At 63.6% G+C, this 21891-nt stretch carries 21 protein-coding genes; 19 read left to right on the plus strand and 2 right to left on the minus strand.

From position 1 onward, the window contains the following. Window positions 1-136 precede the first annotated feature (136 nt). A complete protein-coding gene (locus ACTG4J_RS02120) occupies window positions 137-772 on the minus strand; it encodes a TetR/AcrR family transcriptional regulator (RefSeq protein ID WP_439136843.1) in 636 nt (211 codons plus the stop codon). A gap of 105 nt (window positions 773-877) precedes the next feature. Between ACTG4J_RS02120 and ACTG4J_RS02125 the strand changes: the two genes are divergently transcribed. From ACTG4J_RS02125 to ACTG4J_RS02160, 8 genes are all read left to right on the plus strand, one after another. After that, window positions 878-1318: an ABA4-like family protein gene (locus ACTG4J_RS02125; RefSeq protein ID WP_439136844.1), complete on the plus strand. Its 441-nt coding sequence runs from the start codon at window positions 878-880 to the stop codon at window positions 1316-1318. A 1-nt stretch (window position 1319) separates the two neighbouring features. Then, entirely contained in the window at window positions 1320-2147 is an 828-nt protein-coding gene (locus ACTG4J_RS02130) for a hypothetical protein (protein WP_439136845.1), read from the plus strand. 18 nt (window positions 2148-2165) lie between these two features. Next, window positions 2166-2567: a DUF2147 domain-containing protein gene (locus ACTG4J_RS02135; RefSeq protein WP_439136846.1), complete on the plus strand. Its 402-nt coding sequence runs from the start codon at window positions 2166-2168 to the stop codon at window positions 2565-2567. A gap of 99 nt (window positions 2568-2666) precedes the next feature. Further along, on the plus strand, window positions 2667-3617 hold the full coding sequence (locus ACTG4J_RS02140; RefSeq protein ID WP_439136847.1) for a VOC family protein: 951 nt from the start codon (window positions 2667-2669) through the stop codon (window positions 3615-3617). A gap of 205 nt (window positions 3618-3822) precedes the next feature. After that, on the plus strand, window positions 3823-4821 hold the full coding sequence (locus tag ACTG4J_RS02145) for a Gfo/Idh/MocA family protein (RefSeq protein ID WP_439136848.1): 999 nt from the start codon (window positions 3823-3825) through the stop codon (window positions 4819-4821). 3 nt (window positions 4822-4824) lie between these two features. After that, a complete protein-coding gene (locus tag ACTG4J_RS02150) occupies window positions 4825-6396 on the plus strand; it encodes an acyl CoA:acetate/3-ketoacid CoA transferase (protein ID WP_439136849.1) in 1572 nt (523 codons plus the stop codon). Then, window positions 6393-7160 carry an enoyl-CoA hydratase/isomerase family protein gene (locus ACTG4J_RS02155; protein ID WP_439136850.1) on the plus strand — a complete coding sequence of 256 codons (768 nt, stop codon included), beginning with the start codon at window positions 6393-6395 and terminating at the stop codon, window positions 7158-7160. Before ACTG4J_RS02150 ends, ACTG4J_RS02155 begins: the two co-directional genes overlap by 4 nt. 3 nt (window positions 7161-7163) lie before the next feature. After that, a complete protein-coding gene (locus ACTG4J_RS02160) occupies window positions 7164-8687 on the plus strand; it encodes an aldehyde dehydrogenase family protein (RefSeq protein ID WP_439136851.1) in 1524 nt (507 codons plus the stop codon). 14 nt (window positions 8688-8701) lie between these two features. On the opposite strand, the gene ACTG4J_RS02165 is transcribed toward ACTG4J_RS02160, so the two are convergent. Next, complete coding sequence (locus tag ACTG4J_RS02165) at window positions 8702-9709, minus strand: LacI family transcriptional regulator (protein WP_439136852.1); 1008 nt, start codon at window positions 9707-9709, stop codon at window positions 8702-8704. Window positions 9710-9950: 241 nt separating this feature from the next. On the opposite strand from ACTG4J_RS02165, the gene ACTG4J_RS02170 reads away from it, so the two are divergent. From ACTG4J_RS02170 to ACTG4J_RS02220, 11 genes are all read left to right on the plus strand, one after another. Further along, entirely contained in the window at window positions 9951-11201 is a 1251-nt protein-coding gene (locus tag ACTG4J_RS02170) for an ABC transporter substrate-binding protein (protein ID WP_439136853.1), read from the plus strand. Between the two features lie 100 nt (window positions 11202-11301). Continuing rightward, window positions 11302-12201: a carbohydrate ABC transporter permease gene (locus ACTG4J_RS02175; RefSeq protein ID WP_439136854.1), complete on the plus strand. Its 900-nt coding sequence runs from the start codon at window positions 11302-11304 to the stop codon at window positions 12199-12201. Then, the gene (locus ACTG4J_RS02180) at window positions 12201-13082 is read left to right on the plus strand and encodes a carbohydrate ABC transporter permease (RefSeq protein WP_439136855.1); all 882 of its coding nucleotides are present in this window, start codon (window positions 12201-12203) and stop codon (window positions 13080-13082) included. The genes ACTG4J_RS02175 and ACTG4J_RS02180 overlap by 1 nt, the downstream gene beginning before the upstream one ends. 5 nt (window positions 13083-13087) lie before the next feature. After that, window positions 13088-14203: an ABC transporter ATP-binding protein gene (locus ACTG4J_RS02185; RefSeq protein WP_439136856.1), complete on the plus strand. Its 1116-nt coding sequence runs from the start codon at window positions 13088-13090 to the stop codon at window positions 14201-14203. Between the two features lie 93 nt (window positions 14204-14296). Then, the gene (locus ACTG4J_RS02190; RefSeq protein WP_439136857.1) at window positions 14297-15775 is read left to right on the plus strand and encodes an FAD-dependent oxidoreductase; all 1479 of its coding nucleotides are present in this window, start codon (window positions 14297-14299) and stop codon (window positions 15773-15775) included. Beyond that, window positions 15772-16512 (plus strand): 3-ketoacyl-ACP reductase, encoded by a 741-nt coding sequence (locus tag ACTG4J_RS02195; RefSeq protein WP_439136858.1) that lies wholly within the window; start codon window positions 15772-15774, stop codon window positions 16510-16512. Before ACTG4J_RS02190 ends, ACTG4J_RS02195 begins: the two co-directional genes overlap by 4 nt. A 9-nt stretch (window positions 16513-16521) precedes the next feature. Continuing rightward, a complete protein-coding gene (locus ACTG4J_RS02200) occupies window positions 16522-18108 on the plus strand; it encodes a GMC family oxidoreductase (protein WP_439136902.1) in 1587 nt (528 codons plus the stop codon). A 2-nt stretch (window positions 18109-18110) separates the two neighbouring features. Continuing rightward, entirely contained in the window at window positions 18111-19274 is a 1164-nt protein-coding gene (locus ACTG4J_RS02205; protein ID WP_439136859.1) for a dihydrodipicolinate synthase family protein, read from the plus strand. A 9-nt stretch (window positions 19275-19283) separates the two neighbouring features. Then, on the plus strand, window positions 19284-20297 hold the full coding sequence (locus ACTG4J_RS02210; RefSeq protein WP_439136860.1) for a LacI family DNA-binding transcriptional regulator: 1014 nt from the start codon (window positions 19284-19286) through the stop codon (window positions 20295-20297). Beyond that, entirely contained in the window at window positions 20294-21526 is a 1233-nt protein-coding gene (locus ACTG4J_RS02215; RefSeq protein WP_439136861.1) for a glycerate kinase type-2 family protein, read from the plus strand. The genes ACTG4J_RS02210 and ACTG4J_RS02215 overlap by 4 nt, the downstream gene beginning before the upstream one ends. Before the next feature lie 4 nt (window positions 21527-21530). Continuing rightward, window positions 21531-21839 (plus strand): Dabb family protein, encoded by a 309-nt coding sequence (locus tag ACTG4J_RS02220; RefSeq protein ID WP_439136862.1) that lies wholly within the window; start codon window positions 21531-21533, stop codon window positions 21837-21839. The last annotated feature ends 52 nt before the right edge of the window (window positions 21840-21891 follow it).

The following is a 21891-nucleotide window of genomic DNA, read 5'->3' on the forward strand; positions in this document are numbered from 1 at the left end:
GTGGTCGCGTGAAAGTCTCTGCTGATAAAGCATAACGCATTGCTTGCGGCCAGATCGTGCGATGGGCTTTGCCAAGGGTTGATGCTCCGACGCCCTGCGCGACCGCCCGCACATGATCCGGTGCAAGGCCAGCCCGTCAGCGCGTCGCGGCACCCGATCGCCTGCGCGAAAAAGCGTCACGAAACAGGGCCTCGCGCGCTTGATCGTCGATCTGCGCACCCGCGTCGCCGCAGATATGCCCGGAAAGCAGAAGTTCGGCAAAACCATGGGCCTGCGCCCAATAGCCCAAAACCTCGGCCCGCAGGGCAGGATCATCAGCGCCGGGTGCGCCCGGCAGTGATGCCACCACCGCCGCGAGGTGGTCATAGGCGCGCGCCGCCGCGGCATGCAGATCAGCGCTGGAGTTTGCCCGCATCGGCGTGCCGAAAACCAGCCGAAAAAGCGCCGGATGCGTGGTTGCGAATTCCAGATAGCCAAGGCCCGAGGCGACCAGCCGTTCCCCGGCGTCATCGAGGGTCGTGGCTTGGCGGGTTTGCATCTTGTCCAAAAGCTGGTCGAAGCCACGCACCGCCAGCGCATCGATCAACCCCGCCATATCGCCGAAATGATGCGCAGGGGCCGAATGGCTGACGCCCGCGCGCGCCGCCAACTTGCGCAGCGAAAACCCCGCCAGACCGGATTGGGCCAGTTCCACCTCGCCCGCAGCCAGCAGCGCATTGCGTAGATCGCCATGATGGTAGCCGGGTTTTTTCCCTTCAGGTGGCAAGATCATGCTCCGTTCGCGTTATTGCGCAAAGATTATCTTGACGGCGTCAAGATCACAAGCTTAGTCTATGTTGACGCTGTCTAGATATAACCAGTTTCCGGGGAAAGCGCCATGGCTGCTGAGACCCTTTTTACCATCGCCAACCCCTTTGCCTTGCTGGGCTGGATCGCCCTGGCCTTCGCCCCGCTTGCACCGCGGTGGGCCGATCTGATGGCGGGCTGGATCATCCCCGGCCTTTTGTCGCTGGGCTATGCGGTGCTGATCCTCGTGCATTGGGCCGACGCGCCGGGCGGCTACAGCAACTTGGATGCGGTGCAAGCGCTGTTCACCGATCCCGATATCGCGCTGGCGGGTTGGTTGCATTTCCTCGCCTTCGACCTGTTCATCGGCGCATGGATCGTGCGCCATGCCCGTGCGCAGGGTGAACGACATCTGGTGATCTTGCCGATCTTGCCCTTTGCATTTCTCTTCGGGCCCATCGGCCTTGCTGCCTATTTCGCGCTGCGGCTTGTGCGGCGCAGTGGCTTTTCCACTCCCCAAGAGGTGCTTTGACATGGCCATGCTGACCGCACAGATCGCCCCCGCTGCCCCCCGCATCCCGGCCCTCCATCGGTTTGAGCCGATCCTTGGCGGCATGGGGTTCTTCATGATCCTTTCACTGGCCCTGACCCTGCCCGCCCTCTGGCTCGATGGCCGCACCCTTGATGGAGAAGGGGTCTGGCTGAAGCCGGTGAAGTTTCAGATCGCCTTGGCGATCTATTTGCTCACCCTCGCCTATTTCGCGCGCTTCATACCAAGGCCCGCGATAGCGCAGCGGCGGATGCGGCTTTTCCTGATGGCGGTCGCGGGCGCGGTCGTGGCCGAGATGATCTGGATCGGCGGCGCGGCCATGTTCGCGATCCCCTCGCACTACAACACCCATCCCGTGATGTATGGCCTCTATCTGTTGATGGGGGCGTTTGCCGTTTTGCTGACAACGACAAGCCTTGTCTTCGGCCTTGCGATCTGGCGCGACCGCGCCAGCGTCTTGCCCGATGCGCTGCGGCTTGCGGTGGCGCTGGGCCTGATCCTGACCTTCGCGCTGACCGTTCCCGCGGCCGGGGTTCTTTCATCGCTGCCCGGCCCTTTGATCGGCACGCCGATAAGCGGGGCGCATCTGCCCGTCATGGGTTGGTCGCGCGAAGTGGGCGATCTGCGTGTCGCGCATTTTTTGGCGACCCATGCGCTTCATGCCGTGCCTTTGGCGGGGTTTGCCGCCCATCTTGCCTTGGGCGCACGGCTGGCTGTTCCCGCGGTCTGGCTGGCGGCTGGCCTTTACACCGGGCTGACGGTGCTGGCCTGTGTGCAGGCGCTGATGGGCCAGCCCTTTTTCGTGTTCTGAGTTTACGGAGGCGTTGAGATGATCCGCACACAGTTCGGCCCTGTCGGCCTTGCGCTATTGAGTGTTCTTTTACCGACCCTTGCCTTGGCCGATGGCGCACAAGGGCTGTGGCGGACCGAACCCACCGATCAAGGTTATCTGGAGGTCAGCATCGCCCCCTGCCAAGGCGGCGCGCTTTGCGGCACGATCCTGCGCGCGCGCGATTTGCAAGGGCGCGAGCAGCCTTATCCGCATACCGGGCGACAGATGATCTGGGCGATGATGCCTGATGGCGATGGACAATGGCGCGATGGCCGCATCTGGGACCCGCGCAATGACCGCACCTTCAATTCCCGGATGGAGGCGCGGGGAGACCGCCTCGTCGTGTCGGGCTGCGTGATGGGTATTTGCCAGCGTCAGACATGGCAGCGCGCGAACTGAACCAGCCTGACCATCTGAAATTGCGTCTGGAAATCGTCGCGCCCGCGGCGCATCCTCGCCCGCAGAAATACCAAGCTCAAACAGGGGGGAGATAGCGAAATGGGCGATGTCGCGCATCTGGGCCATGTCGAGGTTTATTCGGACCGCTTCGAGGAAAGCCTTGATTTTTACACGCGGATCTACGGCCTCAAGCTGTCTCTGCTGGAGCAGGATACGGCGTGGCTGAGGGCGTGGGATGATTACGAGTTCCACAGCCTCAAGCTAACGCGCCACCACACCACCGGGGTAGGCCATATCGGCTATCGCGCGGAAAGCCCCGAGGCGTTGGAGCGTCGCGTCGCGGCCATCACGGCTGCGGGCTACAAGACGCATGGCTGGTTCGATGACGACCCCGGCCATGGCCGCGCCTTTCGGTTCGAAGACCCTTTCGGCCATGTGTTCGAGCTTTACTACGACACCCGCCGCGCCGAACCCGCCGAGGGTGATCGACCCGCACTCAAGAACATGGCGTCGAAATTCACCGCCCAAGGAGCCAGCCCCCGCAGGCTCGATCACTTGAACCTGCTGGCGACCGATGTGGCCGCGTTCCGCCGTTTCATGGAAACCTGTCTTGGTAGCCGCGTGACCGAGATGATCCAGCTCGACAATGGCCGCGTCGGCGGCTGCTGGTTCACCGTCAACAACAAGACCTATGATCTTGCCTGCACCGAGGAGCATGGCCGGGGTGACGGGCGGCTGCATCACGTCACCTACGCCACCGACCAGCGCGAGGATATTCTGCGCGCCGCCGATATCTTTCTTGAAAACGGGGTGCATATCGAAACCGGGCCGCACAAACACGCGATTCAAGGCACGTTCTTCCTCTATGTCTGGGAACCGGCAGGCAACCGGATGGAGCTGGCAAATGCCGGCGCGCGGCTGATCCTTGCCCCTGATCATGCGCCCGTCGTCTGGACCGAGACCGAGCGGAAGAAGGGACAAGCGTGGGGCCTCAAGACCATCGAGACCTTCCACACCCATGGCACGCCGCCGGTGAAAAGCGACCATTGATCGGTGTGCAAAGAATTTCGGCCAGCGAAGGTTCCCGCGCTGGCCGAAATTCAGTCAATATACTGATATAAAATAAAAAATGAATGATCCGGCTTGCCAGATTGTTTTGTTGACAAGAAAATTGGAACGATCCAATAATTTGCCGACACCGCCGGAAAACCGGCCTGCGATTCGTGCGCGGATCGCCAAAGGGGGGAATTCTGCCATGCGTTGGGGATTGATCGGCGCGAGCAATATCGCCGCCAACCACATGATCGGGGCCATTCGCGGCGCAGGCGGTGATATCCGTTCTGTGCTGAGTGCAAGCGCTGACCGCGCCAAGAGCTACGCGGCCGAACATGGCATCGCGCATGGGTATGATGACCTCGACGCGATGCTGGCCGCCGACAGTCTGGACGCGGTCTATATCTCGACCACCAATGAAAAGCATTTCGCCCAAGCCATGTCTGCCATCGCAGCCGGCAAGCACGTGCTTTGCGAAAAGCCGCTCGCGATGAGCGTTTCGGATGCCGTCACAATGGTGCGCGCCGCCGATGCGGCGGGCGTTGTCTTCGGCACCAACCATCACCTGCGCAACGCAGGATCGCATCTGGCGATCCGCGAGGCGGTACAGGCGGGCCGCATCGGCGATGTGCTGAGCGTGCGGGTGTTTCACGCCGTCTATCTGCCCCCTTTCTTGCATGGCTGGCGCCTCGACAATCCCGGCGCGGGCGGCGGTGTCATCCCCGATATCGTTGTCCATGACGCCGACACCGTGCGCTTTCATCTGGGCGAAGATCCGGTGGATGTCGTTGCCATCGACGCGGCCTCCGGCCTTGGCCAAGGGGTCGAGGATAGCTGCATGTCGGTCTGGTCCATGCCCTCGGGTGCGATGGTCATGGCGCATGAAAGCTTTACCCATGCCTTTGCCCAGACGGGTCTGGAACTGCATGGCACCAAGGGATCGATCATCGCGCGCAATGTGATGACGCAGCGCCCGGTGGGGCAGATCACGCTGCGCACCGAAGCGGGGGAGGAGGCGATCACCTTTTCCGATCACAACCTTTATGTCCGCGCGCTGGATCATTTCCACGCCGCGATGGAGGGAAAGGGGCGGCCATCGGCCGATGGGATCGACGGGATCAAATCGCTGGCCGTCGCCGCCGCCGTGGCGCAGGCCGCCAAGACCGGTCAGCGCACAACGGTCGATTACGGCGGGGTCTGAGCCATGGGCAAGCATGTCACCGCCGCCGAGGCTGTCGCGCGCATCCCCGATGGGGCGGTTGTCACGGTGTCGTCGTCGTCGGCGCTGGGCTGCCCCGATGCAGTACTGAAGGCGCTAGGCGAACGCTTCCGGGCCGAGGGGCATCCACGGGGGCTAACCACGCTGCATCCGATCGCGGCGGGCGACATGTATGGCGTCAAGGGCATCGACCATATCGCGCAAGACGGGCTCTTGTCGCGCGTGATCGCGGGCAGCTATCCCTCCGGGCCATCCAACCTGCCCATGCCCGAAATCTGGAAGATGGTCGTCGAGGATCGCGTCGCCGCCTATAACGTCCCCTCCGGTATCCTGTTCGACATGCACCGCGATGTCGCCGCGCGCCGCCCCGGCGTGATGACCAAGGTGGGGTTCGAGACCTTCGTCGATCCGATCCGCGAGGGCTGCGCGATGAATGCGCGGGGGGCGGCCGCGCCCATCGTGCAGCGCGCCGAATTCGGGGGCGAGACATGGCTGCATTTCCCCAACATCGTGCCCAATGTCGCCATCATCCGTGCGACCACGGCGGATGAGCGCGGCAACCTGACCTATGAGCACGAGGGTGCCTATCTCGGCGCGCTGGATCAGGCGATCGCCACCCGCAACCACGGCGGGCTGGTGATCGCACAGGTCAAGCGCATGACCGCCGCCGGATCGCTGCGGCCCCATGATGTGCATGTGCCGGGCCATCTGGTCGATTTGATCGTGCTGGCCCCCGACCAGAAACAGACCACCGAAACCCAATACGACCCCGCCATCTCGGGCGAGATCATGCGCCCATGGGACAGTTTTGCGCTTGGCGAACATGGCGTGGAGAAAGTCATCGCGCGCCGCGCCGCGATGGAGGTCAGGCGCGGCCAGACCGCCAATCTGGGCTTTGGCATTTCCGCCATGGTGCCGCGCATTCTATTGGAAGAAGGCCATGCGCAAGCGGTGACATGGGCTATCGAACAAGGTGCCGTGGGGGGCATGCCGCTGACCGGTTTCGCCTTTGGCTGCGCGTCGAATGCCGATGCTTTCGTTCCCTCGCCCAACCAATTCAGCTATTTTCAGGGCGGCGGCTTTGACCAGACCTTCCTCTCGTTTCTCGAGGTGGATGTTCAGGGCAACGTCAATGTCTCGAAACTGGGCAAGAAACCCTATCTGACGGCGGGCTGCGGCGGCTTCGTCGACATTACAGCGCATGCGAAAAAGATCGTCTTTTCGGGGTTCTTCGAGGCCGGGGCCGCGCTTGACCTCTCCGATACCGGCCTGCGGGTCACCAAGCCCGGCAAATTCGCCAAGATGGTTGATGCAGTCGAACATGTCACCTTTTCGGGCGCGCGTGCCGTCGCGCAGGGGCAAGATGTGATCTACGTGACCGAGCGCTGCGTGATCCGCCTGACGCCCAAGGGTTTGGTCGCGGTCGAGGTGATGCCGGGGATCGAGCCTGCCCGCGATATCGTGGCGGCTAGCGGCGGGCGCGTGACGCTGGCCGAAAACGCCACCACCATGCCCCTTGCGCTTCTGCGCGATCAGCCGATGGGTTGGTCGCCATGAGCGCCGTTCACCTGATCCTTGACGGGGCCACAGCGCACATCGTTCTCGACAACCCCGGCAAGCTCAACGCCTTCACGCCTGACATGCTGTCGCAGCTCGAGGCACATTGCGCCACGCTGGAGCGTTCGCCCGAGGTGCTTTGTGTGATCCTGCGCTCCGAAGGTGAGCGCGCCTTTTGCGCCGGGGCCGATATCACCGCTTGGGCGGGGCTTTCACCCTTTGATTTCGCGCGTCTTTGGGTGCGCGAGGGGCATCGCATCTTTGACCGGCTGGCGCGGCTGTCGAAACCGACGATCGCGGTGATCCACGCCCCGGCATTCGGCGGCGGGCTGGAACTGGCAGCCTGTTGCGATATCCGCGTGATGGCCTCCACCGCCACGCTGGCCCTGCCCGAGGCGCAGGTCGGCATCGTGCCGGGTTGGTCCGGCACGCAGCGGCTTGCCCGGCTTTTGCCCGAAGCAGTGATGAAGGAAATGGCCCTTTTTGGCCGCCGGATCGATGCGACCCGCGCGTATGGCTTGGGCTTCGCGGCGGAAGTCGCCGATGATCCGTTGGCCGCTGCAATGGGGATTGCTGCAAGCCTCGCCAGATCCTCGCCCCGCGCGGTCGAGGTGGCGAAATACCAGATCCATGCCGCCGTCGGCGAAGACCGCGCCGCGATGATCGAGGCGCTGGGCGGCGGCATGATCGCGGCGAGCGCCGACAAGGCCGAAGGGGTCGCCGCCTTTGCCGCAAAACGCAAACCCGAATTTCCCGGAAGCTGACCGATGCTGGACCTGACGATCATCCCCGCCACCAATGCCGCAACGCTCCCTGATGCGCCGATGGTGCTGCGCCACTGGATCGCTGGTGCATGGATCGATAGCGCCGATGGCGCGACCAGTGAGCGCCGCTCGCCCGCCCATGGCGTGCCTGTTTCCGTCGCGGCCAAGGGCGGCAGGGTTGAGGTCGAGGCCGCGATTGCCGCAGCACGCGCGGCCTTTGATTCCGGCCCATGGGCGAAGACATCGGGCAAGGATCGCGCCACGCTCTTGCTGAAAGTCGCCGATCTGATCGACCGCGACCGCGCCAAGATCGCCCTTCAGGAAGTGCTGGAATCGGGCAAACCCATCACGCAGGCGATGGCCGAGATCGAAGGCGCCGCCGATATCTGGCGCTATGCGGCCGCATTGGCCCGCACGATCCATGGCGATAGCCACAACAGCCTTGGCCCCGATATGCTGGGTCTGGTGCTGAAGGAACCCATCGGCGTGGTGGCGATGATCACGCCGTGGAATTTCCCTTTTCTCATCATCTCGCAAAAACTGCCCTTTGCCTTGGCGGCGGGCTGCACGGCGGTGGTCAAACCCTCGGAACTGACGCCGGGCACCACGGTGATGCTGGGCGAACTTCTACAAGAAGCAGGCCTGCCCAAGGGCGTGTGCAATATCGTGCTGGGCTATGGCGATCCGGTGGGCGCGATGCTGTCGACGGATGCGCGCGTGGACATGGTGTCCTTCACCGGCTCGACCGCTGTGGGCAAGCGCATCAGCGCGGCGGCAAGTGCAACACTGAAGAAAGTCAGCCTGGAACTCGGCGGCAAGAACCCGCAGGTGATTTTCCCCGATGCCGATCTGGATCAGGCGGCTGACGCCATCGCATTCGGCGTCTATTTCAACGCCGGCGAATGCTGCAATTCGGGCAGCCGGATCATCGTGCATGAGGATGTGGCCGCCGCCCTCATTGACAAAATCGCCGCACTCAGCCGTCGCGTGCCGTTTGGCGAGCCGCTCGATCCGCGCACGCAGGTCGGCGCGATCATCTCGCCCGAACATCTGGAAAAGATCGACGGTTATGTCCGTGGGGCGGTCGCCGCGGGCGCGCGAGTCGCCTTGGGCGGTGCGGCACTCGATGTCGGCGGCTTGGGGGCGCAATTCTACCAGCCGACCATCGTGACGGGCGTGACACCCGACATGGCCATCGCCCGCGAGGAGGTGTTCGGCCCGGTCCTTTCGGTCCTGACCTTCTGCACGGCGGATGAAGCCATCGCGCTCGCCAATGATGCCGCCTATGGCTTGTCGGCGGGCGTCTGGAGTCGCGATGTCTCGACCTGCCTCGATTTCATGCGCCGCGTGCGCGCGGGCACGGTCTGGACCAACACATGGATGGATGGGTTCGCCGAACTGCCCTTTGGCGGGTTCAAGGAAAGCGGGCAAGGGCGCGAGTTGGGCCGCTACGGCCTGGAAGAATTCCTAGAGGTCAAAACCGTCCAGATGCGCATCGGTCAGACATGGGGGGCATGGGTCGCCTGATGCGAAGCGCCGCGTCACACATCGGGGTCTGGCAAGAACAGGCGATTCAGCCGATCTTGCGGCTCGCCATTCATGCGCCTGAGCAGCATCTCGGCCATGGCGCGGCCCGTGGCGCGCAGATCCTCGAACACTGTGTCGATGCGCGGACGGATATTGTCGAAGATCGGCGAGGCGCGCTTGGCCACGATATCGGCATCCACCCCATGCACCGCACCCGTGTCGGTCAGCGCGGCCAAGGCCAACAGGGCCGTGACCTCACCCACGCAGACATAGCCATCGGGTGGATCGGCGGCACCACGGCGCTGCGTCAAGGCGGCGGCGATGTGGGGCGGCGGGCTGTCGAGGGTCACGCCGGCCACGATCTCGTAATCGATCCCGGCCTCGCGCACCGCCGAGAGGAACCCGTAGCGCAAATGCTGGGTAAAGGTGAACTGATCGCCGGGCAGCACAAGGCTGATCCGGCGTCGCCCCTTGGACACCAGATGCCGAACCGCCTGCCGCGCAAAAGCCTCGTTGTCGAAATCCACCCAAGGATGGGCCATGGTGAACTCGGTCCGGCCATGGCTGACAAAGGGGAAATCCGCCTCCATCAACAGGCGAACGCGAGGATCGAAGGCTTCGGTTCGGGTGAACAAGATCCCGTCGGCCAAGTTGTTGCGCAAGATGGTGCGCACAGGGGCCAGCCGGTCTTCGCCGGGGCTATCGGGCACCACGGTGACGGAATAGCCGGTGCCGGCCAAGACCTCGGTGATGCCGGCCAAGAATTCATGGGTGAAGCCCAGAAATTCATGCTGGGTATTGAGCAAAAGGCTGATGACCTGCGTCCGGCCGGTGCGCAAGCGGCGCGCGGCGCGGTCAGGCACATAGCCCAGCCGCGTGGCTGCCGCACTCACCGTTTCGCGTGTCCGCGCAGCGATTCGCGGATCACCCGCCAAGGCGCGCGACACCGTCGCCACTGCAAAGCCGGTTTCTTGCGACAAGGTGCGCAAGGTTGGCTTGTCGCCTTGAATATCGTCGCCCATCGCCCGGTTGCGTCCTTGGGTTGTGTCCTTGGTTATAGTGACCAAGTTTTCAAACGTTTCAATAGTCAAATCTGCAACGATTATTTTTCTGCACCGCAGAATAATCTCGCCTTTATTGCTGCTTACGCGAAACGACGAGACATTGAAACTTACAATTTGGGGTTGACGCGACCCCAATTTATAACGTTTCAATTATCCCAAGCCCGATAAGGGCGATGGTCAATCAGGGAGGAACCGAGACATGACCATGATGAAGAAACTACACATGACCGCCGCCGTTTTGGCGCTGTCGACCACCGCGGTCGCAGCCCAAGAGGTGGAAGTGCTGCATTGGTGGACCTCGGGCGGTGAAGCTGCCGCCGTTGGTACACTGCGCGACACGCTGGCCGCTGGCGGCGTGGGCTGGCAGGATATGCCCGTCGCTGGTGGTGGTGGCTCTGACGCCATGACCGTGCTGCGCGCGCGCGTCACCGCAGGCGACGCACCGACAGCCGTGCAGATGCTCGGCTTCTCGATTCAGGATTGGGCCGCTGAAGGCGCGCTTGCCAATCTCGACGCGCTGGCCGCCGAGCAGGGCTGGAACGATGTCGTCCCCGCCGCACTTCAAGCCTTCTCGACCTATGAGGGGAGCTGGGTTGCAGCGCCCGTGAACGTCCACTCGACCAACTGGGTCTGGGCCAATACCGCGCTGATGGCCGAGCTTGGCCTATCGCAGCCCAACAGCTGGGAAGAGTTCGTCGCCGCGATGGAAGCGGCCAAGGCCGCAGGCAAGACCGCGCTCGCCCATGGTGGTCAGGCATGGCAGGAAGCCACCATGTTCGACTCGATGGTGATGGGTGCCGGTGGCCCCGACTTCTACCAAGCCGCGATGGTCGATCTCGACCCCGCAGCGCTGGGCTCTGACACTATGGTCGAGGCCTTCAACCGCATGGCAACGCTGCGCAGCTTTGTCGATGACAACTTCTCGGGCCGCGATTGGAACCTCGCCACCGCGATGGTCATCAATGGCGACGCGCTGTTCCAGATCATGGGTGACTGGGCCAAGGGCGAATTCGTGAACGCGGGCATGACCGCCGGCAACGAGTTCACCTGCTTCCGCGTGCCCGGCACCGAAGGCACCGTGACCTTCAACTCCGACCAGTTTGCGATGTTCAACGTGACCGACGCTGCCGCGCAGCAGGCCCAGCTTGCCATGGCATCCGCCGTGCTGAGCCCGGAATTCCAGGTGGCGTTCAACCTCGTCAAGGGCTCGGTGCCCGCGCGCACCGACATCCCCTCCGACCAGTTCGACATGTGCGGCCAGATGGGCATGGCACAGCTGGCGGCCGCGGGTGCTTCGGGTGGTCTGTTCGGGTCGATGGCGCATGGCCATGCCAACCCGCCCTCGGTTCAGAACGCGATGTATGACGTGATCACCGCGCATTTCAACGGCGAGTACGATGCCGAGACCGCTGCCGCGGAACTCGTCACCGCCGTCGAGATCGCGCAGTAATCCGCGCAGATATGACCGGCCCCGATCACTTCGGGGCCGGTCTTTTTTCCGGTCCAACAGGACCGCACAAACATTCTCGCGACAAAAGGGGGGTAAGCCGATGGCCGCATCGACCGATACGGGCGTTGATCTGCGCACACGGCTTCAGACTTGGTTGCCCAAGCTGGTCTTGGCGCCCTCGCTCGCGATCATGCTGGTGTTCGTCTACGGTTTCATCGCCTTCACGATCTACCTCAGCTTTACCGACAGCCGCATGTTGCCGTCCTTCGGCTGGGTCGGCTGGGATAATTACGACCGCCTGTTCCGCATCCGTGAATGGAACACCGCGATCAGCAATCTGGCGGTGTTCGCCACGCTCTACATCGGCATCTCGACGCTCATCGGGCTTAGCCTTGCGATCTTCCTCGACCAGAAAATCCGCGGCGAAGGAGTACTGCGCCCGATCTTCCTTTACCCCATGGCGCTCAGCTTCATCGTCACCGGCACAGCCTGGAAATGGTTTCTCGATCCCGCCATCGGCCTTGAGAACACGATGCATCTTTGGGGTTGGGAAAGTTTCACCTTCAACTGGATCAAAGACCGCGAAATGGCGATTTATACCGTCGTCATCGCCGCGGTCTGGCAATCCTCGGGCTTCGTGATGGCAATGTTCTTGGCGGGCCTGCGCGGGATCGACAACGAGATCCTGAAAGCCGCCCAGATCGACGGCGCCTCGAACTGGAACCTCTACCGCCGGATCATCCTGCCGCAACTCAGGCCCGCTTTCTTGTCGGCCTTCGTGATCCTCAGCCATCTGGCGATCAAATCCTATGACTTGGTCATCGCGCTGACAGGCGGGGGGCCGGGCAATGCCACGGCGTTGCCTGCGACCTTCATGTATTCCTACACCTTCACCCGCAACCAGATGGGCATCGGTGCGGCCTCGGCGGTGATCATGCTCATGACGATTGCCGCGATCATGGTTCCCTACCTTTATGCCGAGTTGAAGGAGAAGAAGTGATGGCCGTCGCATCCTCTGATACCGCCATCCGCACCTCGCGCATCACGCGGGCCTTCATCTACCTTTTCCTGCTCTTGTTCGCGTTGTTCTACCTGCTGCCATTCGGGATCATGCTGGTGAACTCGCTGAAACCCTTGTCCGAGATCACCGGCGGCAACATGATCGCCTTGCCGCAGGATTGGACGATCGCGCCGTGGCTTTCGGCGTGGTCCACCGCCCAGATCGGGGTCGAGCCGACGGGCTTGCGCCCGTATTTCATCAACTCGCTGGTCATGGCCATTCCCGCCGTGATGCTGTCGACAGTGGTCGGCGCGCTCAATGGCTATGTGCTGACGAAATGGCAATTCCGCGGGTCCACCATCATCTTCGGGCTGCTCTTGTTCTCCTGCTTCATCCCGTTCCAGATCGTGCTGATCCCGATGGCGCGCATTCTTGGGTTGCTCGATATCGCGGGGACGACACCGGGGTTGATCTTGGTGCATTTCGTCTACGGGATCGGGTTCACCACGCTCTATTTCCGCAATTACTACGCCGCTTTCCCGACAGAACTGGTGCGCGCGGCGCAGATCGACGGGGCGGGGTTCTTCCAGATCTTCTGGCGCATCATGCTGCCCTCGTCCGGGCCGATCATCGCGGTCAGTTTCATCTGGCAATTCACCAATATCTGGAACGACTTTCTGTTCGGGGCGTCTTTTGCCAGCGGAGGGTCGGCACCGATGACGGTGGCGCTCAATAACCTCGTCAACTCCTCGACGGGGGTGCGCGAATACAACGTGCATTTCGCAGGCGCCATCATGGCAGCCGCCCCCACGCTTCTCGTCTACATCGTTGCCGGCCGCTACTTCGTCCGCGGTCTCATGGCTGGCTCCGTGAAAGGATAAACACCATGGGCTTTCTCGATATCGACAACGTGACCAAATCCTATGGCGCGGTCGAAGTGCTGCACAAGGTCGACATCGCGGTGGAAGAGGGTGAGTTCCTCGTCCTTGTCGGACCCTCGGGCTGCGGCAAGTCCACGCTTCTGAACATGATCGCGGGGCTTGAAGGGATTTCCTCGGGCGAGATCCGGATCAAGGACCGGGTGATGAACGGCGTGCATCCCTCGCGCCGCAACATCGCGATGGTGTTCCAATCCTACGCGCTCTACCCGAACATGACTGTGGGCCAGAACATCACCTTTGGCCTCGAGATGCACGGCACACCCAAGCCCGCGCGCGAGAAGGCGATGAAGGATGTGGCCCAGCTGTTGCAGATCGAGCATCTGCTCGACCGCAAGCCCGGCCAGTTGTCGGGGGGGCAGCGTCAGCGTGTCGCCATGGGCCGTGCGCTTGTGCGCAATCCCGATGTGTTCTTGTTCGACGAGCCGCTCTCGAATCTCGATGCCAAGCTGCGCGTCGATATGCGCATCGAGATCAAGAAGCTGCACCAGCGCCTTGGCACCACCATCGTCTATGTGACCCATGACCAGATCGAAGCGATGACCCTCTCGACCCGGATCGCGGTGATGTATGATGGCTTTGTCCAGCAATTGGGCACGCCCAAGGAAATCTACGACGCGCCCGCGAACCTGTTTGTCGCGACCTTCATGGGCAGCCCGGCGATGAATGTGCTGCCTGCGCAGCTTGTTGAACGGGATGGTGCGCTACATGCACTGATCACGGCCGCCGATGGGCAAGAGCGTGCGCTCAGGATCGAGAACGCGCCCCCGGCCTATGGCACCTACAAGGATGCTAAGGTGTTGCTCGGCATCCGCCCCGAGGCGATCACCGACCCCGAAGGTGCCGATCGCAATGCCCGCAACATCCAGCATTTGACCAACCGCGTGACCGTGACCGAACCGGCGGGCGCCGATACCTTCGTGACCATGACGATGTCGGGCAAGGATTGCATCGCGCGGATGCGCGCCGATGCCGATGTGCAGCCCGGCCGCGACTTTGCCTTTGCCATCAACATGGACAAGGCGGTGCTGTTCGACCCCAAGACGGAAGTACGGATCGCCTGACCATGATCCACCCGCATCCTTGGGCAGCGGGCGCAATTTTGATCTGGAATTGGAACGATCCAAAAGCTATCAATTAGCGGCAAGGGGCGCGCCATGACCGACGCAGACATCATCATCATCGGTTCCGGAATGGGCGGGGCGACGCTGGCTGCTGGGCTTGCGCCGACGGGTCTGCGGATCTTGATCCTCGAACGCGGGGAACGTTTGCCCGACACCCCCGAGGCGCGCGATCCGCTCGCGATCTTCGCCAAGGGACATTTCCGACCCGCCGAGACATGGCTGACGCCCGAGGGTGATCGCTTCAACCCCGGCAATTACGCCTATGTCGGCGGCAATTCGAAATTCTATGGCGCAGTGATGATGCGCTACCGCGAGGCCGATTTCGCGCCCATTCGCCATCTGGGCGGCATGACGCCGGGCTGGCCCTTTGCCTATGACACGCTTGCGTCATGGTATGACAAGGCCGAGGCGCTTTACCAGGTACGGGGGCAAGCGGGTCTTGACCCGACCGAGCCGCCGCGCGCGACCCCTTACGCCTATCCTCCCGTCCCACATGAGCCCGCCATCGCTGATCTGGCGCGGCGGCTGCGGGCCGTGGGGCTGCACCCCGCGCCCCTGCCGCTGGCCGTCGATCTCGACCGTTGGCTTGCGCGGGCTGCGACGCCTTGGGATGCTTTTCCCGATACCACGGGCGGCAAGCTTGATGCCGAGACCGCCGCCTTGGCACAGGCGCTGCGGCACCCCAATGTACGGCTTGAAACCGGCACAACCGTCGCGCGCCTTGCGACCGAGGGCGACAGGATAAGCATCGTCATCACCGACCGCGGCCATTTCCGTGCGCCGCGCGTGGTGTTGGCGGCGGGCGCGGTAATGACGGCGGCGATCTTGCTGCGCTCGGCCGATGAACGGCACCCGACCGGGCTTGCCAATCGCTCCGATCATGTCGGGCGCAATTTCATGAACCACAATGCGTCCGCCGTGCTGGCGTTGTCGTTGCGGCGCAACCGCTCGGTCTATCAGAAAACATTGCAGATCAATGATTGGTATCTGGCCGACGGGCAGGGCGGCGCACCCTTGGGCAATGTGCAGCTTTTGGGCCGTGTGTCCGCCCCGATCCTTGTCGCGCAAAGCGGGTTGCCGGGGCCATTGGCCAAGCTGATCGCGGATCGCGCCATCGATTTCTACGCCATGTCAGAAGACCTGCCCCACCCGGACAGCCGGGTCAGCGTGAAAGGTGATGATATCGTGCTCGGTTGGCGGCGTTCGAACTGGGAAGCGCATGAGGCGCTCGTCAGCCGGCTAAAGGCCGCGCTCAGGCGCGCGGGCTTTCCCATCGTTTTGTCCAAGGCCTTCGACCGACGCACGCCCTCGCATCAATGCGGCACCGCGCGTTTGGGCGATGATCCGGCGCGCAGCGTGACAGACCGCTATGGGCGATGCCATGATCATCCCAATCTGTGGATCTGCGATGCCGCACTTTTGCCGACGTCGGCGGCGGTGAACCCGTCGCTGACCATTGCGGCGCTGGCACTCAGGCAGGCCGACCGCATCGCAAAGGAGGTTGCGGCATGAAACGCGCATTGATCACCGGCGGCCAGCAGGGCATCGGGCTTGGGATCGCCACTGCGCTTCATCGCGCGGGTTGGAAGGTGGCGTTGGCCTCCGAACTGCCGCCCGAGGCGGAGAGAGTGCAGGCGGCGCTGGCTGCCTTGCCGGGGGCCAGCTACCACCAGCACGACCTGTCCGACCTCTCAAATGTCACAGCCCTTCTCGACGCGGTGGGGCCGGTCACGACGCTCGTCTCGAACGCAGGCGTCCCCGCGAAGGTGCGCGGCGATCTTTTGGACATCTCACCCGAGAGTTTTGACCGCTGCATGACGGTGAACCTGCGCGGTGCCTTTTTCCTTGCACAAGAATGCGCGCGCCGCATGCAGGCCCTACCGCCCGAACCTTACCGGTCGCTCGTCTTCATCACCTCGGTCAGCGCGGCGATGGTGTCGCCCGACCGGGCTGAATATAGCATCTCAAAGGCGGGGGCCGCGATGATGGCGCAGGCCTTTGCCGCCCGCCTTGCGCCCGAGAATATCGGCGTCTTCGACATTCGCCCCGGCATCATCGAAACACCGATGACCGCGCCCGTGCGCGACCGCTACGACCAACGCATCGCCGATGGCCTTGTGCCCGCCCGCCGCTGGGGCAACCCCGGCGATATCGCGCAGACCATCCTGCCGCTTGTGCGCGGCGATTTCGCCTTTGCCACCGGGGCGGTGATCCCCGTCGATGGCGGGCTGTCCATTCACCGGCTCTGAGGGATGAACATGGCCGAGGGCTTTGACTACATCATCATCGGCGGCGGCAGCGCGGGCTGCGTGCTGGCCGCCCGCCTGTCGGAAGACCCCGCCGCTAAGGTGCTGCTGCTTGAGGCCGGCGGCCGCGACCGTAACCCGCTGTTCCACCTGCCGGCGGGCTTTGCCAAGATGACCAAGGGGTTGGGATCGTGGGGCTGGGAAACCGTGCCGCAGCGCCACATGAAAGGCCGCGTCTTCAACTACACGCAGGCGCGTGTGATCGGTGGTGGCTCCAGCCTCAACGCGCAAATCTATACCCGCGGCAATGCGCAGGATTACGACGAGTGGCGGCAGATGGGCTGCGAGGGTTGGGGGTATGAGGATGTTCTGCCCTATTTCCGCAAGGCCGAAGATAACGACACCTACGACAACCGCTATCACGGCAAGGGCGGCCCCTTGGGCGTGTCGCAGCCCATCGCGCCCCTGCCGATCTGCGAGGCGTATTTCGCAGCTGCAGCAGCACTTGGCATCCCGCGCAACCTCGATATCAACGGCGAGACGCAAGACGGCGTCTGCTATTACCAGCTCACCCAGCGCAACGCGCGGCGGTCATCGGCCGCGATGGCCTATGTCGCGCCGAACGCGAGGCGCGCCAACCTGACCGTAAAGACCGGGGCGCAGGTGCGGCGCATCACGGTCACGGGCGGCCGCGCGACGGGCGTGGAACTGGTCGATGGCACAATCCTGTCCGCCACCACCGAGGTGATCCTTTCTTCGGGTGCGATCGGTTCGCCGCGTCTGCTGATGCTCTCGGGGATCGGCCCGGCGGATCATCTCCAAGATCTGGGCATTCCGGTCGTGCTGGACCAGCCGCAGCTGGGCGAGAACCTGCAAGATCACCTCGATCTCTACTGTATCGTCGAGTTGAGCGGCCCCTATAGCTATGACCGCTACGCCAAGCCCCACATGGCGGTGCTAGCCGGGCTGCAATACCTGCTCACCCGCAAGGGGCCGGTCGCCTCGTCGCTCTTTGAAACCGGCGGCTTCTGGTATGCCGACAGCAACGCCCGCTCGCCTGACATCCAGTTCCATCTGGGCCTCGGCACCGGCATCGAAAAAGGTGTCGCAACCATGCCGCAGGGTGGCGTGACGCTGAATTCCTGCCACCTTCGCCCGCGTTCGCGCGGCAGCGTGCGGCTTGCCTCGGGCGATCCGGCCAAGGCACCGCTGATCGACCCGAATTATCTGCAAGATCCGCATGATCGCGAAATGTCGATCCGGGGTCTGAAGCTGACGCAAGAGATCATGGCGCAGGTCCCATTGGCCAAATACGTGCTGGCCGAGCGTCTGCCGGGGCCGGATGTGAGGACGGATCAGGATTATTTCGACTTCATCTGTGCCCATTCCAAAACCTCGCATCACTGCGCGGGCACTTGCCGGATGGGGCCTGACCCCGCCGCCGTCGTCGATATCCGCCTGCGCCTGAACGGCATCGCCGGGCTGCGCGTGGTGGACAATTCCATCATGCCGACGGTGATTTCATCGAACACCAATGCCGCGGCCATCATGATCGGCGAGAAAGCCGCCGACATGATCCGCCAAGACGCGAGGGGCTGATCATGCTGCTGCCGACCTATCAGGGAAAGCTGGAAGAGTACCGCTTGACGGGCGAACCGCTGAGCCCTCGCGCGCCCAAGGTGGCGCTTACCCGCACCGCCTTTGCCGCCGCCCATGTGATCAGCGACCCCTTGGCCGAACGCGGCCCGTGGATGAGCCGACCAGCCGTGGATTGGGAGGCGACGCTCGCCTTTCGCCACGGGCTTTGGGATCAGGGTTTGGGTCTGGCCGAGGCGATGGATACCGCGCAGCGCGGCATGGGCGTGGATTGGCCCACGGCGCTGGAATTGATCCAGCGCACCATGGTCGCAGCCAAGGCCCACCCGATGCGCCCACGCGTGGCCTGCGGGGCGGGCACCGATCACGTGCCGCTTGCCGATCTGAGCAGCCTTGCAGCGATCACCGCCGCCTACCGCACACAGATGGAGGCGATTGAGGCCGCAGGCGGTCAGATCATCTTGATGGCCACCCGCGCGCTTCCCGCGATCAAGGCCGGACCGGAGGATTACGCAAGGGTCTATGATGATCTGATCACCCAATCGGCCGCCCCCGTGATCCTTCATTGGCTGGGCGAGATGTTCGATCCCGCCCTGAGCGGTTATTGGGGAGCGCGCGATATCGAAACCGCCAATACTGTGGTGCTTGACCTGATCGGCCGGCATGCATCCAAGATCGACGGCATCAAGATCAGCCTGCTCGACCAAGCCCATGAAGAGGCATTTCGCGCGCGCCTTCCCGAAGGTGTGCGGCTATATACCGGCGATGATTTCAATTATGCCGCGCTGATCGAAGGCGACGGAAACCATCACTCCCACGCGCTCTTGGGCATCTTCGCCGCCATCGCACCCGCGGCTTCCCAAGCGCTCGAGGCCTTGGCGATGGGCGACAGCGCGACCTATCACGCGCTGCTCGCCCCGACTGTTCCGCTCAGCCGCGAGATCTTCAAACCGCCGACCCAATTCTACAAGGCGGGCATCGCCTTTCTGAGTTGGCTCAACGGCACGCAGGCGCATTTCGTGATGCCCGGCGGGCTCCAATCCTCGCGCGAGATCGCCCATTACGCGCAGGTCTTTCGCCTCGCCGATCAGGCGCGCCTGCTGATCCAGCCCGATTTGGCGGAAAAACGCATGCGCAGCCTTCTGGTCACGCAGGGGATCGATGGCTAAATAGGGCGCATGAAACGCCGTCCCACCATCATGGATGTCGCCGCCCGCGCGGGTGTATCGAAATCCACCGTCTCGCTTGTGTTGCAGGGCTCTGCGCAGGTGAAGCCCGAAACGCGGGCATCTGTGCAACGCGCGATGGCCGAGATCGGCTATGTCTATAACCGCGCGGCGGCGAACCTGCGTTCGGCTTCGGTCGGGCTGGTGGGGTTGGTGATCAACGACCTGCGCAACCCCTTCTTCACTGAATTCGCGACCACCTTGCAGATGACACTCGCCTCGCATGGCTATGCCACGGTGATCGCGAATGCTGACGAAGACCCGGCGCTGCAGGCAAAGCTCGTGGGCTCGATGATCGAACATGGTGTCGCCGCCTTGGTCATCTCGCCCGTTTACGGCGAAGGCAGCGAGACCTTCGATCGCTTGGCCCGTACCGGCCTTCCGGTCTGCCAGGTTTTGCGCAAGGGCGATGAGCGGACCGATCTTTTTCCCTTCGCCAGTTTCGACTACGCCGCAGGCAGCGCCGCCGCGACGCGCCATTTGACCGAACAGGGCGCGCGCAATATCGCCTTTGTCGGTGGCCTGCCCGGCCGCGCGATCACGCGCGAGCGGAAATCGGGCTGGCGCGAGGTGCTGAAAGCAGAAGGGGTCGCCGAAATCGCGCTGCATGGCAAATCCAGCCGCGCCTTCGGCATGCAAGCGGCCGAGGTTCTCTTGGCCGAGCATCCCGATGTCGATGCGGCGGTCTGTTTCAACGATCTGGTGGCGCTTGGCCTGATCAGCGGCTTCGCCCGCGCTGGTCGCCCGGTGGGCGATGGGTTCCGCGTTGTGGGCTTCGACGATATCGAGGAGGCCGCCCAAAGCTGGCCGCCGCTGTCCTCGGTCGCCTGCGATATCGCAGGCTTTGCGCGTGACACCGCCGACCGCCTTCTCAACTGGATGGTCGAGGGGCAGCGCCCCGCGCCCGAACTGCGTAGCCCGGTGCAGCTGATCGCGCGCGCCTCGAGCCTTGGTGTTGATGAATGACCCCCTCCGACCTGTTGCTTGCCCTGTTCGACCGCGCCGTTGCGGTCGCCGACCCGATGCAAAGCCTTGCCGCCGCCTTGCCACCCAAGCCACAGGGCCGCGTGCTGGTGATCGGCGCGGGCAAGGCGAGCGCGCGCATGGCCGAAGCGGTCGAGGCCGCATGGGGCCCTTGCGACGGGTTGGTGATCACCCGCTACGGCTATGGCCGCCCCTGTCGGGGCATCGAGATCGTCGAGGCATCGCACCCCGTTCCCGATCAGGCGGGCGTCGATGCGACGCGCCGCATGCTCGATCTGGTGGCAAGCGCGGGCGAGGGGGACTTCATTCTGGCATTGATCTCGGGTGGCGGATCGGCGCTGTTATGCGCACCTGCGGCGGGCATCACGCTGGATGAGAAACAAGCGCTGACCCAAGCGCTCTTGGCCTCGGGCGCGCCCATCGGCGAGATCAACGGCATCCGCAAGGAGATCTCGGCGGTCAAGGGCGGGCGGCTGGCGGCGGCCGCCTATCCGGCGCGGATGCTGGCCCTGATGATTTCCGATGTGCCGGGCGATGATCCGGGCGACATCGCATCCGGCCCCACTGTCGGGCATGACGGCAGTGCCAAGCGCGCCTTGGCTGCGCTGGCCCGCTGGGGCGTGACACCTCCCCCCGCGATCCAAGCCTATCTCGATGCGGGCGGCGATCCCGTGCGCCCCGATGATCCGCGCCTGTCGCGGGTCGAGAATGTGATCTATGCGGCCCCTGCCCAATCGATGGCTGCGGCCGCCGAATTGGCGCGCGCGCAGGGCTATGCCGTTGATATTCTCGGCGACGCGATCGAGGGCGAGGCGCGCGATGTGGCGGCAGACCATGCCAAGCTGGCACTGGCCGCCAAGGGGCCGCGCCTGATCTTGTCAGGGGGCGAGTTGACGGTCACGCGCCGCGGTGACGGGGTCGGTGGCCCGAATGCTGAATATGCGCTGGCCCTTGCGCTGGCGCTTGATGGGGCGCCGGGTATCCATGCCATCGCCTGCGATACCGATGGTGTCGATGGCGCCGCCGAGGTTGCAGGCGCCGTGATCGGCCCCGATACGCTTGCCCTTGCCCGCGCCGCTGGCGTTGATCCGGTCACGGCCTTGGCGCGCAATGATGCGCATACATTCTTCGGCAAGATCGGGCGACAGGTCGTGCCCGGCCCGACGCTGACCAATGTGAATGATTTCCGCGCCATCCTGATCGAAGGGTAAGCCGATGCTGCATCATATCGTCTTGCTGGAACCGGCAAGCGCGCAGGGCTTGGACCAGATCAAGGCCGCCATGCCGATCCTTGCCGCTGTCTGTGACGCGGTGCCGGGGGCGGCGGGCTTCAACCATGGCCCCAACCGCGATTTCGAGGGGAAATCGGCGCGCTTCACCTATGGGTTCACGGTGACCTTCGCCGACCGCGCCGCGCATCTTGCCTATGAGGGCCATCCCGACCATATCCGCGCGGGCGCGATGCTGGTTGCGGCCAGCGCCGGGGGCCATGACGGGATTTTCGTCGCCGATCTGGTCATCTGATCTGGCCAGCCCCGCCTGATTTGTGCATCGTTCACGCGGTAGTCGCGTAAAT

The organism is Roseicyclus sp., assembly GCF_965662675.1.
Lineage (GTDB): Bacteria > Pseudomonadota > Alphaproteobacteria > Rhodobacterales > Rhodobacteraceae > Roseicyclus.

What these genes read in the sequence shown, in the direction of transcription:
- ACTG4J_RS02145 (WP_439136848.1), top strand. Translation starts at nt 3,823, where the DNA reads ATGCGTTGGGGATTGATCGGCGCGAGCAATATCGCCGCCAACCACATG.
- ACTG4J_RS02140 (WP_439136847.1), top strand. Translation starts at nt 2,667, where the DNA reads ATGGGCGATGTCGCGCATCTGGGCCATGTCGAGGTTTATTCGGACCGC.
- ACTG4J_RS02210 (WP_439136860.1), top strand. Translation starts at nt 19,284, where the DNA reads ATGAAACGCCGTCCCACCATCATGGATGTCGCCGCCCGCGCGGGTGTA.
- ACTG4J_RS02130 (WP_439136845.1), top strand. Translation starts at nt 1,320, where the DNA reads ATGGCCATGCTGACCGCACAGATCGCCCCCGCTGCCCCCCGCATCCCG.
- ACTG4J_RS02190 (WP_439136857.1), top strand. Translation starts at nt 14,297, where the DNA reads ATGACCGACGCAGACATCATCATCATCGGTTCCGGAATGGGCGGGGCG.
- ACTG4J_RS02160 (WP_439136851.1), top strand. Translation starts at nt 7,164, where the DNA reads ATGCTGGACCTGACGATCATCCCCGCCACCAATGCCGCAACGCTCCCT.
- ACTG4J_RS02200 (WP_439136902.1), top strand. Translation starts at nt 16,522, where the DNA reads ATGGCCGAGGGCTTTGACTACATCATCATCGGCGGCGGCAGCGCGGGC.
- ACTG4J_RS02125 (WP_439136844.1), top strand. Translation starts at nt 878, where the DNA reads ATGGCTGCTGAGACCCTTTTTACCATCGCCAACCCCTTTGCCTTGCTG.
- ACTG4J_RS02165 (WP_439136852.1), bottom strand. Translation starts at nt 9,709, where the DNA reads ATGGGCGACGATATTCAAGGCGACAAGCCAACCTTGCGCACCTTGTCG.
- ACTG4J_RS02215 (WP_439136861.1), top strand. Translation starts at nt 20,294, where the DNA reads ATGACCCCCTCCGACCTGTTGCTTGCCCTGTTCGACCGCGCCGTTGCG.
- ACTG4J_RS02185 (WP_439136856.1), top strand. Translation starts at nt 13,088, where the DNA reads ATGGGCTTTCTCGATATCGACAACGTGACCAAATCCTATGGCGCGGTC.
- ACTG4J_RS02120 (WP_439136843.1), bottom strand. Translation starts at nt 772, where the DNA reads ATGATCTTGCCACCTGAAGGGAAAAAACCCGGCTACCATCATGGCGAT.
- ACTG4J_RS02205 (WP_439136859.1), top strand. Translation starts at nt 18,111, where the DNA reads ATGCTGCTGCCGACCTATCAGGGAAAGCTGGAAGAGTACCGCTTGACG.
- ACTG4J_RS02150 (WP_439136849.1), top strand. Translation starts at nt 4,825, where the DNA reads ATGGGCAAGCATGTCACCGCCGCCGAGGCTGTCGCGCGCATCCCCGAT.
- ACTG4J_RS02180 (WP_439136855.1), top strand. Translation starts at nt 12,201, where the DNA reads ATGGCCGTCGCATCCTCTGATACCGCCATCCGCACCTCGCGCATCACG.
- ACTG4J_RS02195 (WP_439136858.1), top strand. Translation starts at nt 15,772, where the DNA reads ATGAAACGCGCATTGATCACCGGCGGCCAGCAGGGCATCGGGCTTGGG.
- ACTG4J_RS02175 (WP_439136854.1), top strand. Translation starts at nt 11,302, where the DNA reads ATGGCCGCATCGACCGATACGGGCGTTGATCTGCGCACACGGCTTCAG.
- ACTG4J_RS02135 (WP_439136846.1), top strand. Translation starts at nt 2,166, where the DNA reads ATGATCCGCACACAGTTCGGCCCTGTCGGCCTTGCGCTATTGAGTGTT.
- ACTG4J_RS02220 (WP_439136862.1), top strand. Translation starts at nt 21,531, where the DNA reads ATGCTGCATCATATCGTCTTGCTGGAACCGGCAAGCGCGCAGGGCTTG.
- ACTG4J_RS02155 (WP_439136850.1), top strand. Translation starts at nt 6,393, where the DNA reads ATGAGCGCCGTTCACCTGATCCTTGACGGGGCCACAGCGCACATCGTT.
- ACTG4J_RS02170 (WP_439136853.1), top strand. Translation starts at nt 9,951, where the DNA reads ATGACCATGATGAAGAAACTACACATGACCGCCGCCGTTTTGGCGCTG.